General features: G+C 41.8%; 13 protein-coding genes. 3 read left to right on the plus strand and 10 right to left on the minus strand.

Annotated elements, in window-relative coordinates; genetic code table 11:
• Nucleotides 1–1,599, minus strand: coding sequence for a ribosomal protection-like ABC-F family protein (abc-f, locus tag G608_RS21905; protein ID WP_051209539.1), 1,599 nt, complete (start codon nucleotides 1,597–1,599; stop codon nucleotides 1–3).
• 404 nt (nucleotides 1,600–2,003) lie between these two features.
• Here abc-f and G608_RS0118350 point away from each other — a divergent pair, with 404 nt between their 5' ends.
• Genes G608_RS0118350 through G608_RS0118360 form a run of 3 tightly spaced genes read left to right on the plus strand, consistent with a single transcriptional unit; the run spans nucleotide 2,004 to nucleotide 3,966 of the window.
• Nucleotides 2,004–2,834, plus strand: coding sequence for a bifunctional hydroxymethylpyrimidine kinase/phosphomethylpyrimidine kinase (locus tag G608_RS0118350; protein WP_026497203.1), 831 nt, complete (start codon nucleotides 2,004–2,006; stop codon nucleotides 2,832–2,834).
• A 15-nt stretch (nucleotides 2,835–2,849) separates the two neighbouring features.
• Nucleotides 2,850–3,371: a TIGR04002 family protein gene (locus tag G608_RS0118355; protein ID WP_026497204.1), complete on the plus strand. Its 522-nt coding sequence runs from the start codon at nucleotides 2,850–2,852 to the stop codon at nucleotides 3,369–3,371.
• Entirely contained in the window at nucleotides 3,364–3,966 is a 603-nt protein-coding gene (locus G608_RS0118360; RefSeq protein ID WP_026497205.1) for a TatD family nuclease-associated radical SAM protein, read from the plus strand. The genes G608_RS0118355 and G608_RS0118360 overlap by 8 nt, the downstream gene beginning before the upstream one ends.
• Nucleotides 3,967–4,052: 86 nt before the next feature.
• On the opposite strand, the gene G608_RS24375 is transcribed toward G608_RS0118360, so the two are convergent.
• The 9 genes from G608_RS24375 to G608_RS0118415 form a co-directional block, all read right to left on the minus strand.
• Complete coding sequence (locus G608_RS24375; RefSeq protein WP_330367098.1) at nucleotides 4,053–5,054, minus strand: GNAT family N-acetyltransferase; 1,002 nt, start codon at nucleotides 5,052–5,054, stop codon at nucleotides 4,053–4,055.
• Complete coding sequence (locus G608_RS23720) at nucleotides 5,035–5,838, minus strand: hypothetical protein (protein ID WP_026497207.1); 804 nt, start codon at nucleotides 5,836–5,838, stop codon at nucleotides 5,035–5,037. The genes G608_RS24375 and G608_RS23720 overlap by 20 nt, the downstream gene beginning before the upstream one ends.
• Before the next feature lie 998 nt (nucleotides 5,839–6,836).
• Nucleotides 6,837–8,246, minus strand: a complete 1,410-nt coding sequence (gene rlmD / locus G608_RS0118385; protein WP_026497208.1) for a 23S rRNA (uracil(1939)-C(5))-methyltransferase RlmD — start codon at nucleotides 8,244–8,246, stop codon at nucleotides 6,837–6,839.
• Nucleotides 8,243–8,506 carry a hypothetical protein gene (locus tag G608_RS0118390; protein ID WP_026497209.1) on the minus strand — a complete coding sequence of 88 codons (264 nt, stop codon included), beginning with the start codon at nucleotides 8,504–8,506 and terminating at the stop codon, nucleotides 8,243–8,245. Before G608_RS0118390 ends, rlmD begins: the two co-directional genes overlap by 4 nt.
• 187 nt (nucleotides 8,507–8,693) lie before the next feature.
• The gene (locus G608_RS0118395; protein WP_026497210.1) at nucleotides 8,694–11,138 is read right to left on the minus strand and encodes an ATP-dependent helicase; all 2,445 of its coding nucleotides are present in this window, start codon (nucleotides 11,136–11,138) and stop codon (nucleotides 8,694–8,696) included.
• A gap of 16 nt (nucleotides 11,139–11,154) precedes the next feature.
• Nucleotides 11,155–11,802 (minus strand): DUF1836 domain-containing protein, encoded by a 648-nt coding sequence (locus G608_RS0118400; protein WP_026497211.1) that lies wholly within the window; start codon nucleotides 11,800–11,802, stop codon nucleotides 11,155–11,157.
• The gene (gene recN / locus G608_RS0118405) at nucleotides 11,799–13,505 is read right to left on the minus strand and encodes a DNA repair protein RecN (RefSeq protein WP_026497212.1); all 1,707 of its coding nucleotides are present in this window, start codon (nucleotides 13,503–13,505) and stop codon (nucleotides 11,799–11,801) included. The genes G608_RS0118400 and recN overlap by 4 nt, the downstream gene beginning before the upstream one ends.
• A 40-nt stretch (nucleotides 13,506–13,545) precedes the next feature.
• The gene (gene argR, locus G608_RS0118410) at nucleotides 13,546–13,992 is read right to left on the minus strand and encodes an arginine repressor (RefSeq protein ID WP_026497213.1); all 447 of its coding nucleotides are present in this window, start codon (nucleotides 13,990–13,992) and stop codon (nucleotides 13,546–13,548) included.
• Nucleotides 13,989–14,846, minus strand: coding sequence for an NAD(+)/NADH kinase (locus G608_RS0118415; RefSeq protein WP_026497214.1), 858 nt, complete (start codon nucleotides 14,844–14,846; stop codon nucleotides 13,989–13,991). The genes argR and G608_RS0118415 overlap by 4 nt, the downstream gene beginning before the upstream one ends.
• Nucleotides 14,847–14,848 lie beyond the last annotated feature (2 nt).

A 14,848-nucleotide genomic window follows, 5' to 3' on the forward strand; every position in this document is an offset into this window, starting at 1 on the left:
TTAGGCTCCCCCTCTAAATTCTATTTGGTCATATAACTCCGTCCCGACCATGTCCTTTAAAGCATTTCCTACCGTAATTACGCCGGTGCCAACCTTTTCCTGAAATCTCACATCATGCTCAACAAGAAGCATGGTTGGCTTGTATTCCAGGATAAGCTTTTCAATCTGCATACGGGAGAATACATCTATAAAATTGAGAGGCTCGTCCCATATGTATAAATGCGCCGGTGTTATCAGGCTTGCTGCAATAAGGACCTTCTTTTTCTGGCCTTCTGAAAAATCTTCCATGTTCTTTACAAACTGCTCACGTCCAAAATCAAGCTGTCTTAGAATTGCAAGAAATAAGCTTTCGTTAAGTCCCTTTTTCTCACAAAACTTCCTAAGAGAGCCGGATAAAAGTGATGTATCCTGGCTTACATACGAAACTGTCATACCGGCAGCAACACTAAGCTCACCGGCTACAGACAATCCCAAATCATGGTTGTATTCTCCGTCATTAATTCTCTGTAATACAGCTTTTAATATACTGGACTTCCCGCACCCGTTTTCTCCTGAAAGGATTATTCTATCTCCTCTCTTTACCTGAAAACGAAGGTCTGAGAACAACTCATTTTCAGCATCATCATATTTCAGGGACAGGTCAATGGCATTTACCAGCACTTCTTTATGGAATGTCAAAGGTTCCAGCTTCAGATCCGTAACCTTCTCAATATCCTGAAGCAATCCCTCTTTTTCCTCAATTTCATGATCTATGCGCTTTTCTACAGCCTTTACCCGGGACTGCATCTTTTTTGTTTTCGCACCGATAAATGACCTGGTATTTTTGCTCCTGTCATGCTCCTTGATGGGATCGAATCCTATTTTTGTATTTTCATTTTTTTCTGCCCACCTGCTGTTTCTGTCAGCAGCAACCTTAAGCTTACTGATTTCCTTAAGATGCTTTTCATTTTCCGCCTTTGCAAAAATATCCTTCTTTTCTTTATTTTCCCACCATGTCGTAAAATTGCCTGCCTGGACCTCTATCGTGGACCGGTTCATTACAAGCACATGATCGCATACACCGTCAAGCAAATCTCGATCATGGGATACCAGAATAAAGCCCTTTTTAGAGGCAAGATATTCTTTTACAATATCCCGTGCCCTGCTATCAAGATGATTAGTGGGCTCGTCAATCAAAAGAAACTCGTTCTCTGCTGCAAACAGTACCGCAAGCATGACTCTTGTACGCTCACCAAAGCTAAGTGTTCCAAATGGCCTATATAGACATTCCGAATCCATCTGCAGCTCGTTCATCTGAATCATCACCTGCCATTGCTCAATCTGCGGTTTCCATTTTTCCAAAAGGTCTATGGTATTCCGAGAATAATCAGATTCGTCTACCTTGTAAGGAAAATAATCGAAACGGGTACCGGCTTTAATACTTCCTCTGTACTCATATCTTCCCATGAAAAGATTAAGCAGCGTAGTTTTACCCTTTCCATTTCTGCCAATAAGTCCAAGCTTCCAATTTGTATCAATGCTAAATGAAATATCCTGAAGTACATCATCTGCACTTCCATCATAAGAAAAAGTCAGGTCTATCACCTGTATCTGTGCCATACACACCACCTCCGTTATAAAAAATGGCACAAAAAATCTGCTTCATGCCGAAAGCAGATTATACGTACAAATGAAGACCCGATATATGCCAAAAAAGAGCATCCCTGTGGGCGGCTTCAAAACGAATACGATAATCTAATTCGGCATACACAAACAAACCCCTCTGGGCCATTCAAATTCTTCGTTCGCGTTAACCAAATCAAATTATCAATATCTCATTTCTTCACCTACACGCAAGATGCGTGCCTTTCTTTTTACTAATCATTAGGCTATCACTTTTAGGAAATAAAAACAATACTTTTTAATCTGGTATTAATAAAATTATCAAAACTGACTATTTTAATGGTACCAAATTTAGGAATATATTCTTTATCAAAGCAAAGCGATAAAGGAGCAAAGAACTCATGAAAGTAGCAGCAATAAACGATCTCTCCGGATTTGGAAAATGTTCACTGGTAGTCGATATGACTGTTTTATCTGCAATGGGAATCCAATGTTGTCCCGTTCCTACCGCAGTACTTAGCGCTCAAACAGGATATCCTTCTTTTTACAGCAAGGACCTGACAGGCATCATACCTGAATATACAAGGGAATGGAAAAAGCAGTCAGAAATCTTCGACGGAATAATAACCGGCTTCATGATGAGCCAGAAACAGGCCCTTGATTCACTGGATTTTATAAGGCAATTCAAGACAGACAGCACAACAGTACTTGTTGATCCGGTTCTGGGCGACGATGGCAGAACATACAAGAATTTCTCAGTGGATCTGCTTCATACAATCCGTGAAATGACAAAAGAAGCCGATATAATCACTCCAAACCTTACGGAGCTGATACTCCTTGCAGATGAAGACCCTGAAAGCATAATGAAATTAAGGGGCGATGAACTGATCAGCGAGATTAACAGATTATCCATGTTGATTGGCGGCGATCAGGGAAAAATTATTACAGTTACCGGTATTCCCATGGAAGATGATGAAGAAGTTGGTAACTATATTTTGGAAAATGGTGTCAGCCGGCTCATTTCCTCAAAAAGTAACAGAGTTCATTATTCGGGTACAGGAGATCTTTTTGCTGCGGTATTTCTCGGAGCCTTCATATCCGGAAAGAGTGCTTTTGATGCAGCTGATCTTGCAAGCAGATTTATTTACACTTCTGTCAAAGATACATCCCCGGCAACGTCACCGAATGCCGGTGTTGAATACGAAAAAAATCTAAAAATGCTTACATTGTAAAGAGGAGGACTAACTATGAAAAACAGAAACAGCAGAATTTACAATTTAACACTGACAGGAGCATTTGCTGCTCTTATCACAATTTTCACCGCATACATCGGTCATATTCCGGTAGGCGTAAATGGCGGATATGTTCATTTCGGTGACACAATCATATACCTTGCAGCTACTATTTTACCTATGCCCTACGCAATGGTTGCAGGTGCAATCGGCGGAGGAGTTGCAGATCTTCTGACCGCTCCGGCGTGGACACTGGCTACAGTAATCATCAAGGCTCTTTTAGTAATTCCTTTCACAAACAAAGGAGCAAACATACTAAACAAGCGAAATTATATCGCACCGGTAATTGCTTATTTCATATCACACATAGGCTATTTTATTGCTGAGGCAATCATGTTTGGCTTTGAAGCAGCGCTTCTTTCCGGCTTGACGGGAGGCCTTGTACAATCAGGTGGCAGTATGATTTTCTTTATTCTTCTTGGACAGACTTTTGACAGAATTAACCTTAAATCAAAGGTGGAGGTGGCTCATGGCTGATATTATCTACACATACAAAGACTCAGTGTATGCCAATATAACTAACAAATGCAATTGCAGATGCACTTTTTGTATCAGATTTGTAAAAGACGGCGTTGGTGATGCAAAGACTTTGTGGCATCAGGTTAATCCCTCAAGAGAAGAAGTTCTGGATGCAATTAAAAATTTTGATTTTACCGGCTATAATGAACTTGTTTTTTGTGGCTATGGTGAACCAACCTGCCAGCTTGATATTCTTCTTGATGCTGCTGCCTACGCAAAGAAAGAAAAAGGCCTTAAAACCAGGCTAAATACTAATGGACAGGGCTCAGCAGAACATGGCCGTGATATAGTTCCTGAATTAGCAAAGGTCATCGACAGCGTTTCTGTAAGCCTCAATGCTCCTACAAAAAAGGAATATGAGGAAGTGACAAGACCACTTCTGGATAATGGCTTTGAAAACATGCTCGCCTTCACCAAAAGGTGCCGGGAAGTCATCGGAGATGTCCGCTGGTCTATAGTGGACGTCCTCCCTGATGAGGAAAAAGACAGATGCATTGCTTTATCTAAGGAACATGACATTCCGCTTAGGATAAGAAAATATAGCGCTAACTAATACTGCATGAGCTGTTCGTTACCAGCAAAGGCTGCTCTTAGGCCAAGTCACGTATTAAACACTTCGCTTATGCTACGCACATAAATCTATCTTTCCAATAGAAATCTTATAACCTTGACATTTCCATCCATTTCTTCGGAATGGATGGAAAAGCCACATTTTACTGTATAAAATCTGACGTTTTGACTTTTATCCACCGGTGTTACCAATGTAAACTTCTTCCAATCAGAATAGAAGGATTTTGCAAATTCCATTGCAGCCGTTCCTATCCCTTTTCCCTGAAACTCCGGAATTACACATAGACATCCAACTTCATATATTCCGTCTTCCAACGCTTTACATGAAATGCAGCCAACCGGTTTACCATCATAAATAATTAGAAATTTGGGATAATCAATTATTGACTGCTCCATCATTTCTTTTGTTCTTCCATATGCCGGACATTCGCCATACTTTATATAATCATCAAAAAACGACGCATTATAAATATCTACCAGCACCTCTGCGTCAGCTATATCAGCTTTTCTGAATTCAACCATTCTGGATGAGATAGGAATGTAGTTATCTTTATCAACGGCCACATACAAATCCATCCCCATCTTTTTCTCAAAGTACTCTTTAAGGTCGAGATTTGTTTGCCATTTTTCCGGATCATACGAACCGTAGCGGCTTTTTACATCACTCATTCTGTCTATGATATCCATAACACCTTCTGCTCCTGCAATCGAGTCGCAGAGCTGAATAAGCTTATCATAATCATCCTGCACTGTTTCTTTTAGTTTAATGCGAATCAGCTCTGTGTCTTCCTGTGAGGCATCAAAATTTCCAACATATGCTTCTAATTTATCCTGATTAAAAGAATGGGTAAGGCAGATTCTGGCCACATCATCATACCCAAGTGACATCATGTATTTGTATCCATCAGACACATGTCGCAAATGATATACTCCGAATTTTCTTCCTATATCATGTAAAAGCCCGAGAACATATGCTTTATCAGCATCCATTCCACAATTCTGTGCAATCTTTTCAGCGCAGTGTGCACAGGTTCTGCTGTGTGCAACCCACTTACCGGATATATTCGTCAATCAACATTTTTATTACTCTGTCATTCAGAACAATTTTTGATGTCTCATAAGATATTACAAGCTTATCTCCGGGGAATATTCCATTTGCAATATATGAATTTATCTTCCTGACAGCCTTATTTGCGTAATCCGGCTCATCCATTCTTCCATCATGTTCCCAGTATATTTCTTTACCATCTCTTTTCCGAAGTATTGTGAAATCAGGATAGACAATTCCATATCCTTTGAGTTTCAACGGACATTCATACTTATACTCAATTCCCAGCTCAAAGAATGTATCCGCAATTATCTTCTCTGACTTTGAACGAACCCTTTCTCCTTTTTTGGTATATATTTCAGGAATATTTTCTGCGAATTCTTTTCCAACGTATGGCGTATTCTTCCATTCTTGAAGTCTCTGTTCCCAGGGCATTTCGACTGCCTTAATAAGAGTCTTTCTAATCGGATGAAGGTTATCAAATAACTCATCTATCTCATTGTCAGTATATTCCTTGGTAAGCTTCTCTATCTGCTTTATTCTCCTATCCACAAGCTTCTGAACTCGTTGATCATACGTCTTCTGAGCGAGAGCGTTCGCAAGGGATCTATCGTCTTGTTTTATATATATTCCCTGCTCTTTCATCTTCTTTTCCTTATCCATGCAATGCATAAACTGGACCCGATTTCTCGTTGATGTTATTCTTAGATTTCCTTCAGGTACATCTCTAAGTCTGTCATCAACAGTCCTTTTTATCGATTGTAATCTTAATTCTTCTTTTATAAGCATTTCTTTTAATCCATACATAAACGATAGTATCTCCTTTTATATAAATCATGTTTCTCCTCTTTTCTATGTCCGTTGTTTGCAAATAGAACAAATCCAGAATGAATATTCTACTTAATTCATGTCTATTATTTGGGAGTGGAACTAACCCAGAATGAATATTCTGCTTAATTCATGTCCATTACTTTGAAGTGGAACTAATCCAGAATCTTTATCCTGCTTGGTATGAATCCATAACCTGAATTCGTATTTAAAATCCTGCTAAAAAGTTTCCACTATGTCCACTCTATGGGTTTCATAAAGAATTTAGATAACCCACCGCCTGCTTTATTCTGCGATTTGCGATTTTATAGCAGGCATTTTTAGCACCATTTGCCTGCCCGTATCTTTATTTTCCCTTTTTATAGCAGACGATTTTCCTGAATTCTGTCTGCTATTAGTTAATAATTTGCTTTCTATGGCAGGCATTTCGTTGACATCTCGCCTGCCGTATATCAAGTTTTGTCATTCTGCAGCAGACATTATGCCTCAAAAACGCCTGCCTTACTTTTCAATTCTTTCGTTCATGGCAGACAATTAAGCTCATAATGACTTCTAATGGCTTCGCAATGGCCTGCCCTAAATTTCATAATGCTTAACCATAGCAGACAAATTCCCCAAAAATGCCTACCATACCTCGCATATTGTCGAACATCAGCATGCTTCCACGTTTATAAGCAGCTCTAAACTAACTATAAATAGGAAAATCATACGGGGATAAACACCGTACATAGAAATTGTGAATATCACAATAAAAAAAATTATAGCGGCTGACAGAGATTTGTCAACCGCTAGTAATGAAAGTCTTATTTATCGTGTCCCACCACGTTTTCACAAGGAAGTTCTGCTCTCGCATGCAAGCATGCGAGCCAGAACAACAGTCGCCTCTAAACTCAATCCTGTCCCTTCGCTTTTTCACAAGGAAGTTCCGCTCTCGTACTTCGTGCGAGCCGGAACAACTCGTATTCTCTAGACTCAGACTACGCTTTGCTTGTCTTCGTCAAGAGAACTACGGTTTCTACATGATTTGTCCAGGGGAACTGGTCTACAGCCACAGCTCGCTGCACATAGTATCCGCCCTCGGCGAGCTGCTCTAGGTCTCTGGCAAGAGATGTAGGTTTGCAGCTTACGTAGATCATGTGGTCTACACCGTAGGCGATTATCTTGGCAAGAGCCTTGGCGTTGATGCCATCTCTTGGAGGATCAAGGATGATGAGGTCAGGTCTTGTTTCGATCTCGTCAAGAACCTTGAGGACATCGCCTGCGATGAATTCGCAATCCTGAAGACTGTTTCTTGCAGCGTTTTCTTTGGCTGCGTTAACAGCTTCTTCTACTATTTCAACACCGATTACCTTGTTGGCAATAGGTGCGACAATCTGTGCTATGGTTCCGGTTCCGCAATAAAGGTCATAGATTACCTTATCGCCCGGATCTTCGTTTGTGTTATGATACAGTCCGTCAATATATTCTCTAACTGTGCCATAGAGTACTTCGGCGCTAAGAGAATTAGTCTGAAAAAATGAGAAGGGTGTTATTCTGAAACGAAGACCAAGAAGCTCTTCGTAGAAATAATCCTGCCCATACAGAATAGACGTGCCCTCGTCAATGACAGCATCTGCCTTTGCATCATTTACAGTATGCAGTATTCCAACGATTCTTCCCTTAAGATCAAGAGTAAGAAGCATATCACTGTATGCGGAAAGATCATGATCTTCCTGAGTGGTTGTGATGATATCTACAAGAATCTCACCTGTCTTAACAGCTTTTCTTACAAGGAGATGTCTTAAATATCCCACCTGCTTCATTCTGTGATAGTATGTAATCTTGCCATCTTTGTACATGTCTCCGAAAAATGAGAGCGTAGCACTTAAGATGTGATTATAATCATCATCCACAATTCTGCAGCCGGTGACACTTACGATATCATACATGCTGTTTCTTTTGTGCATGCCAAGAGCGAGGGGCCCGCCTAGCTCCTCGTCTCCAAAGGTAAATTCCATTTTGTTGCGATATGCAAATTTCACGGGACTGGTCTTAATTCCTTCCCAGGTGTAGCTCTTCTTCTGCTTCTCCAAAATAGGATTAAGAATTCGTCTAACCTGCTGCTCCTTAAGTCCCAGCTCCTTTACATAAGGCATAGTAAGATAACTGCAGCCGCCACATTTTCCAAAATGGATGCATGGACTTTCAATGGCGTCCCCAGCTTCTTCCAATACTTCCAAAAGCCTGGCTTCAAATCTGCCATTTCTGGCTTTTGTTATCACGCATGAAACGCGCTGACCGGGAAGTGCGTTTTTTACTACGACCTTCCCGTCAGGTGTTTCAATGATTCCCTTATTGGGGAATTCCACACGTAATATTTTTCCGGTTATGATGTCTTTACGTTTCATTTCTCAAGATCCAAATCCACGAAGTCGTCATCAAAATCATCAAAATCGTCATCGTCATAATCATAGTCATCGTCGTATTCCGGTATCATATAATCAAATACCAGGTATGCTATGGTCGCAACTGCTGCGATTGCTCCAAAAACTGCAAGGCACCAGAGAATAATGTTTGAAGGCTTCTTAGCGTTAGCAGCCTCTTTCTTCTCCATCAGCTCATTGATTCTGGTAAACTCTAAAAGTTCATCAATTTTGTTTCTGTCCATAACAAACCCCTTTCAAAATTTATTATTTTTGAGTGGTTTCCGTTTCCAAAGCACCAAACCACTCCTATTCCATTTTACACGACAAGCCGTGCTGTTTCCATGAAAAACCGAAGTATTAATACTTTTTTAATTCTTGTAAAAGTCCCTGCTAAGCATTCCGTTTTGCGAATTTACTCAGCCCTCAAATTCAAAGCTTCTTTAGCTTGGCAAATGCGGCAAACATTATCTTCTGTCCGTAATCGTCAAAGTCAATCGTCACCTTATAGTCCCTTGGCTCTTTCACGATATCCTTAACAACACCCTTGCCAAATTTCACATGCTCTACTCTGTCGCCAACACCGTAATCAGGTTCAGTTCCCGCAGGCATTCCCTTACTGAGTGATGCAAGTCCGCCCTTACCGCTAAGCGCATTGCTGTGTGAAGTTGCTGCTCCTGCGATAAACGGCTTATCCTTTGGAACTGCTCTTTTAAGCGCCGGCTTAGCTGCCGCCCTTGCAGTCGGCTTTCCTGTAGCAGCCGTAGTTCCTGAATATGCACTTCTTTGAAGCGGTGAAGATGTATTATATCCGGTGCCGCTTGAGAAGTTCATCTTCTTTTTGAAAAGTGTACCTGTTGTAACATCTATATCATCATCGTCATCGATTGATTCTCCGCCATCATAGAGATACTGATTTATTCCGGAATTGCTTATATCATCCAAAAGCTCTCTTGGAATCTCGGTAACAAATCTGCTGATGCGATTGTACTGAACCTGACCCTTATTCATCCTGCTCTTTGCACAGGTTAAAGTGAGATGCTTCTTTGCTCTGGTGATGCCGACATAAGCAAGTCGTCTCTCCTCTTCCACACCGTCGGGATCGGAGTCCTCATTCATAAGAGTCATATAGCTGGGGAATACATTCTCCTCCATACCGGTGAGATAAACATTATCAAACTCCAGACCCTTTGCACTGTGTAGTGTCATAAGAAGAACCTTGTCATCATCCTCAGATACATTATCGATATCCGCAACCAGCGCCACCTCTTCAAGGAATCCTGTAAGTGTAGGTTCTTCCTCTTTATCCTCATAGGCAGCCATCTTGGAGATAAGTTCGTCCACGTTTCGCTCGCGGTCGTTTTCCTCTGTGGAATCATCCTCATCTATTGAACGCAGATAATCTACATAATTAATCTCGCGGATCACATGCTGCAAAAGCTGATCAAGTCTTGATTCCTTTGCAAAAGCTCTGAAAACTCTTATCATCTCGGCAAAGGCCTTGCACTTGGCTACCGCCGTCTTGTTTAGTCCGGGAATCAGCTCCGCCTCATCGCAGGCACGCAAAAAGCTGATGTTGATCTTATCCGCATAATCCTGAACATGAGCGATACTTGTTGCTCCGATTCCTCTTTTGGGAACATTGATTATTCGCCTTGCAGAGAGATCGTCAGCACCTGAATCTATGGTCTTAAGGTATGCAAGCATATCCTTAATCTCTCGTCTTCCATAGAAGTTCACGCCGCCCACAAGGTCATAGGGAATTCCCTCGTAGACAAAACGCTCTTCCAGAAGTCTTGACTGGGCATTTGTTCTGTACAGCACCGCAATATCCTTATAATCTGCCTTGCCGGATTTCTTAAGCTTTGAAACCTCGGAGGCCACAAAATCAGCCTCTTCAGGCGCTGTATTTACCTGCTTTAAACGTACAAGCTCACCCTTACCTTCATCGGTCCAGAGTGCCTTTTCCTTACGTCCGTAGTTATTCCTGATGACATTATTTGCCGCATCAAGAATACTCTGTGTGGATCTGTAATTCTGCTCCAGTTTAATTACGCATGCATCAGGATAAACCTTCTCAAAATCAAGGATATTTCTGATATTGGCGCCTCTGAATCTGTAGATACTCTGATCATCGTCACCTACAACGCAAAGGTTCTTATATCTGTCAGCAAGAAGTCTTATGAACTCAAACTGCACATTGTTGGTATCCTGATACTCATCCACCATGATGTAGCGGAATCTTTCCTGATAGTACTCAAGAACCTCAGGAAAATCTCTGAAAAGCTTCACCGTATTAAGAAGAAGATCATCAAAATCCATGGCATTATTTTTCTTAAGGGTATTCTCATACTCGATATATGCTTTGGCGATCTTCATTTTTCTAAAATCATCACCGGATGCAAGAGCGTACTCATTTGCATCAATACAGTTATCCTTGGCATGGGAAATAGCCGTCTGAATGGCTCTCAGCTTAAGCTGCATGGTCTCAAGCTGAAATCTCTTACAGATATCCTTCATTACGGACTTGGAGTCATCAGTATCGTAGATTGTAAAATTATTCTGATACCCAAGCTTGTCTGCGTAACGTCTAAGTATCCTTACACAGGTTGAATGAAAGGTTGATACCCAGATACTCTCAGCGCCAAAGCCGACGATATTATCAACTCGGTCCCTCATCTCGCCTGCTGCCTTATTAGTGAAGGTGATGGCAAGAATGTTCCAGGGATTAACTCCGCATTCATCAATTAAATAAGCAATTCTGTGCGTAAGAACCCTGGTTTTACCTGATCCCGCACCTGCCAGGATAAGAACCGGTCCGTCCGTCTGCAGAACTGCTTTTTTCTGTTCACTGTTAAGTGTATCGTATATACTCATCTAAAACGTAATTCCTCTATTTCTTCTTTTTCCTGCTCTCTTTCCCATTCTTTTCATCAGACTTATTCATGCAAACCTTCTCAACATGATCAAGCATTGTCTCAATCAGAAGTTTTTTCATGAAAACATCATAGGAAAGCATGGATATAAAATTAAGGAGCTGAAGCTCTGCTCTTTCATCCTCCGGAGCATCCGGGAAAGTATCAATTGCTACTTTGTATTTATTCTCAATATCCTTTTTGAGATTTTCGATAATATCATCCTGTTCATCGTAAATCATCCGATAAATATCCTTCAGATCTACCGTTTTATCGGTGTTTCCAAAGCGGTCTCTCATAGGCTTAAGCAGCGTATGAATGTCATTTATGGACAAAATACTCTTATAGTAATAAATGAAGATCAGAATGATTATATGATCCTTGGAATATTTCTTTTTCACAGGAGGCGGTAACAGATCATTCTTAGCATAATTGTTGATCATGGTTTTGGTGAGAATCTTATCTGCACCGGGACGTCTCACTGATTTATGAAGGCTGTCGTCCATAAAAGTAAGAAGCTGATCCATATACAGATCGATGTTTGGAATATCATTTACATCGACCTGCTTGATGCGATCAAGGCTGCCCATTATGCTGTTTAAAAGGTCATCATAGTCAAGTGTCATTTCGTCTCCTTAACATTTCCTGCCTGTTTAATCATATCTCTTGCATTCTCAAGAGCAGTATCCGTAATCTCAGCTCCACCAAGCATTCTGGCAAGCTCTGATACTCTCTCTTCATCTGAAAGCTCTGTTATTCTGGTAACAGTTCTCTCCTGGCCGTTCTCATCAGCCAGCTCTTTTTTGATCTCGAAGTGAGAGTCAGCCATAGCTGCGATCTGCGGAAGATGTGTGATACAGATAATCTGATGGTCAAGTGATAGCCTGCCAAGCTTCTCTGATACCTTCCATGCAGTATGTCCGCTGATTCCGGCATCTATTTCGTCAAAAATCAGTGTATCTATCTCATTTTTCTCTGATACTACGGTCTTAAGTGCCAGCATGATTCTCGAAAGCTCACCGCCGCTGGCTACGTTACTGAGTGGTCTAAGAGCTTCACCGGGGTTAGTGGAAATCATGAATTCCACATCATCATAACCCTCAGAAGATATTCGCTCATCAGAAGAATCCACGGCAATCTCAAATCTTACATCAATGAAATTGAGATCCTCCAGTGCATTCCTTAAAAGCTTTGAAAGCTTAAGCGCATTCTCTTTTCTGACTGCGGAAATATCAGCACACAGTCCAAGAACCTCCTCATGAAGTCTCTTCTCATCTGCCAGAAGCTTCTCCCGGTATGCCCCAAGGTCCTCAAGCTTCTTCAATTCCTCTTCCTTCTCATCACGGTACTTAAGGACGGCTTCGATGGTTCCGCCGTACTTATCCTTTAGATGATTGACAGTATTAAGCCTTGTCTCTGTCTCTGCAAAGGCTTCGGCATCAAACTCAAGATCACTGATATAGGATGAAAGATTATGTCTAAAATCCGATAAAAGATTATCGATATCTAAAAGCTGTGCCAATAAATCCTCAACAGCCTTATCATAGCTGCTAACTGATGAAAGCTCCCTTACTGCTCTTCCGATCTGATAGCTTGCACTGTCATCACTGTCACCTGCACCTGTCATCTCGGCAGCGATTCCTGCTGCCTCAGCGATTTTCTGGGAATTCACCATCTTGCGATAACGCATCTCCAAAGTCTCATCCTCACCTATGGTAAGATTTGCTTCTTCGATCTCGTTAAATTCAAAGCTTGCAAGATCCTGCTCTCTGGACCTCTCCCTCTCATCGAGGTTAGTCTCATCAAGCTCCTTCTGGACATCCTTCCAGCTTCTGTAGGTAGCTGCGCATTTTTCTTTTAATGCAGAAAGCTTATCTCCAGCATACTCATCAAGAATCTGTAGATGCTTCTTTTTACTTAAAAGAACCTGGTTATCATTTTGTCCATGGATGTTGATAAGAATATCCGAAAGCTCACGAAGCTGCCTTGCACTGACGGTCTCACCGCCTGCCTTGCAGACGCTTCTGCCCTCCATGATCTTCCTTTGAAGGATAAGTGTTCCATCCTCCTCTACAGGAATATCCAGCTCCTTAAGCCTGCTTAGCTGTACCTCATCATCAATTCCAAAGGTCAGCTCGATAAGAGCATAATCTGCCCCTGTCCTTATCATATTGCTGTCCGCTTTTCCGCCAAGCGCAAGATTAACGCTGCCGATAATTACGGACTTTCCTGCTCCGGTCTCACCACTCATGATGTTGAGACCCTTCCTGAATTCAATCTCCTGCTCATTGATCAGCGCGAGATTTTTCACGTGTAAACTGTATAACATATTGTTAATCCTTTCCCCTGCTTCTCCGGGCTTGGGAAAATCAACTTAGCAAGTCGTTTAATCTGTTCATTACTATCTGAACATCTTCATTAGTGCGGATAGCAGCCATAATTGTATCATCACCAGCGATACAGCCGACTACTTCCTCAAATTCCATGGCATCAAGTGCAGCCGCAACTGCCATTGCCATTCCGGAAACGGTTCTTATTACCAGAATATTCTGGGCGCTGTCCATGCTGACAAATCCGGCTTTAAGCACGTCCGTGTACTTGTCATTCATACCTGCATCGTCCTGGATTATCACATACTTGTGCTTTCCATCGGGCGTAGACCTCTTGGTAAGGCGCAGCTCTCTGATATCCCTTGAGACCGTGGCCTGTGTAACATCAAAGCCCTCTGCACGGAGCATATCAGCCATCTGTTCCTGAGTCTCAATAACGTTATTCTGGATCATCTCAATAAGCTTTTCGTGTCTTTTCTTTTTCATACCAATTTTTTCCTTAGTGTGTTGAGAAAACTCTCACTGCTGAGCTTTACTATCTTGGTTACTTTATCTGATGCACAGATGTCTATTCTGTCACCGCTTTTCATTATTTTCCTGTTGCTGCCATCAAGGGTTGCTTCCACAATCTGATCGGCGCCTCCTCGGCCTTCCCCAATCTCGACCGTAACCTTATCATGCTCCGACAAAACTATGGTTCTGGCGTTTATGGTATGGGGACATATAGGTGTCAGCAAAAGAATCTGTGCACTGGGATCCACGATGGGGCCGCCGGCAGACATATTATAGCCCGTTGATCCTGTTGGGGAGGACAGAATAATACCATCCGCCTGATACTGTGTAAGCGGCATATTATTTACGAAAATATTGAAATTCAAGACCTGAATAGATGAACATCTGGCTATGACAATATCATTAAGCGCATGGTTCACTTTGCCGGCATCCTCGCCCTGAAGCAAAACGCCCTTTAGCATCATGCGCTCCTCAATCTCGAAATCATTTGCAAGAAGCCTATCCATCGCATTCCTTGCATCGTCTATATCGACTTCTGCAAGATACCCAATCCTTCCAAGATTAACTCCGATTATGGGTATATTTTTGTCGATGACATTGGCGGCTGCCTGCAGCATAGTGCCATCACCGCCAAGAACCACGCAGATCTCCGCGTCACCCGGTACATCCGACGTAAACCTTGGTTTTTTCTCGTCATCCGAAGATACCATAACCTGCTCGGCAAGAGTCACCTCTGCGCCATGCTCTTCAAGATAATCTTTTATCCTGTAAGTCTCCGCTAATTCCGGATCCTTACTCGTATTGGTAATTATGAAAAAATGCTTCATGC

Origin of the sequence: Butyrivibrio sp. WCD3002, assembly GCF_000424265.1 — a bacterium.
Lineage (GTDB): Bacteria > Bacillota > Clostridia > Lachnospirales > Lachnospiraceae > Butyrivibrio.

Bases quoted from the DNA above. Each gene is read 5' to 3' on its own strand.
- rlmD (WP_026497208.1), bottom strand. From the start codon at position 8,246: ATGAAACGTAAAGACATCATAACCGGAAAAATATTACGTGTGGAATTC.
- G608_RS0118390 (WP_026497209.1), bottom strand. From the start codon at position 8,506: ATGGACAGAAACAAAATTGATGAACTTTTAGAGTTTACCAGAATCAAT.
- abc-f (WP_051209539.1), bottom strand. From the start codon at position 1,599: ATGGCACAGATACAGGTGATAGACCTGACTTTTTCTTATGATGGAAGT.
- G608_RS0118415 (WP_026497214.1), bottom strand. From the start codon at position 14,846: ATGAAGCATTTTTTCATAATTACCAATACGAGTAAGGATCCGGAATTA.
- argR (WP_026497213.1), bottom strand. From the start codon at position 13,992: ATGAAAAAGAAAAGACACGAAAAGCTTATTGAGATGATCCAGAATAAC.
- G608_RS0118400 (WP_026497211.1), bottom strand. From the start codon at position 11,802: ATGACACTTGACTATGATGACCTTTTAAACAGCATAATGGGCAGCCTT.
- G608_RS23720 (WP_026497207.1), bottom strand. From the start codon at position 5,838: ATGTATGGATTAAAAGAAATGCTTATAAAAGAAGAATTAAGATTACAA.
- G608_RS0118395 (WP_026497210.1), bottom strand. From the start codon at position 11,138: ATGAGTATATACGATACACTTAACAGTGAACAGAAAAAAGCAGTTCTG.
- G608_RS0118350 (WP_026497203.1), top strand. From the start codon at position 2,004: ATGAAAGTAGCAGCAATAAACGATCTCTCCGGATTTGGAAAATGTTCA.
- recN (WP_026497212.1), bottom strand. From the start codon at position 13,505: ATGTTATACAGTTTACACGTGAAAAATCTCGCGCTGATCAATGAGCAG.
- G608_RS0118355 (WP_026497204.1), top strand. From the start codon at position 2,850: ATGAAAAACAGAAACAGCAGAATTTACAATTTAACACTGACAGGAGCA.
- G608_RS0118360 (WP_026497205.1), top strand. From the start codon at position 3,364: ATGGCTGATATTATCTACACATACAAAGACTCAGTGTATGCCAATATA.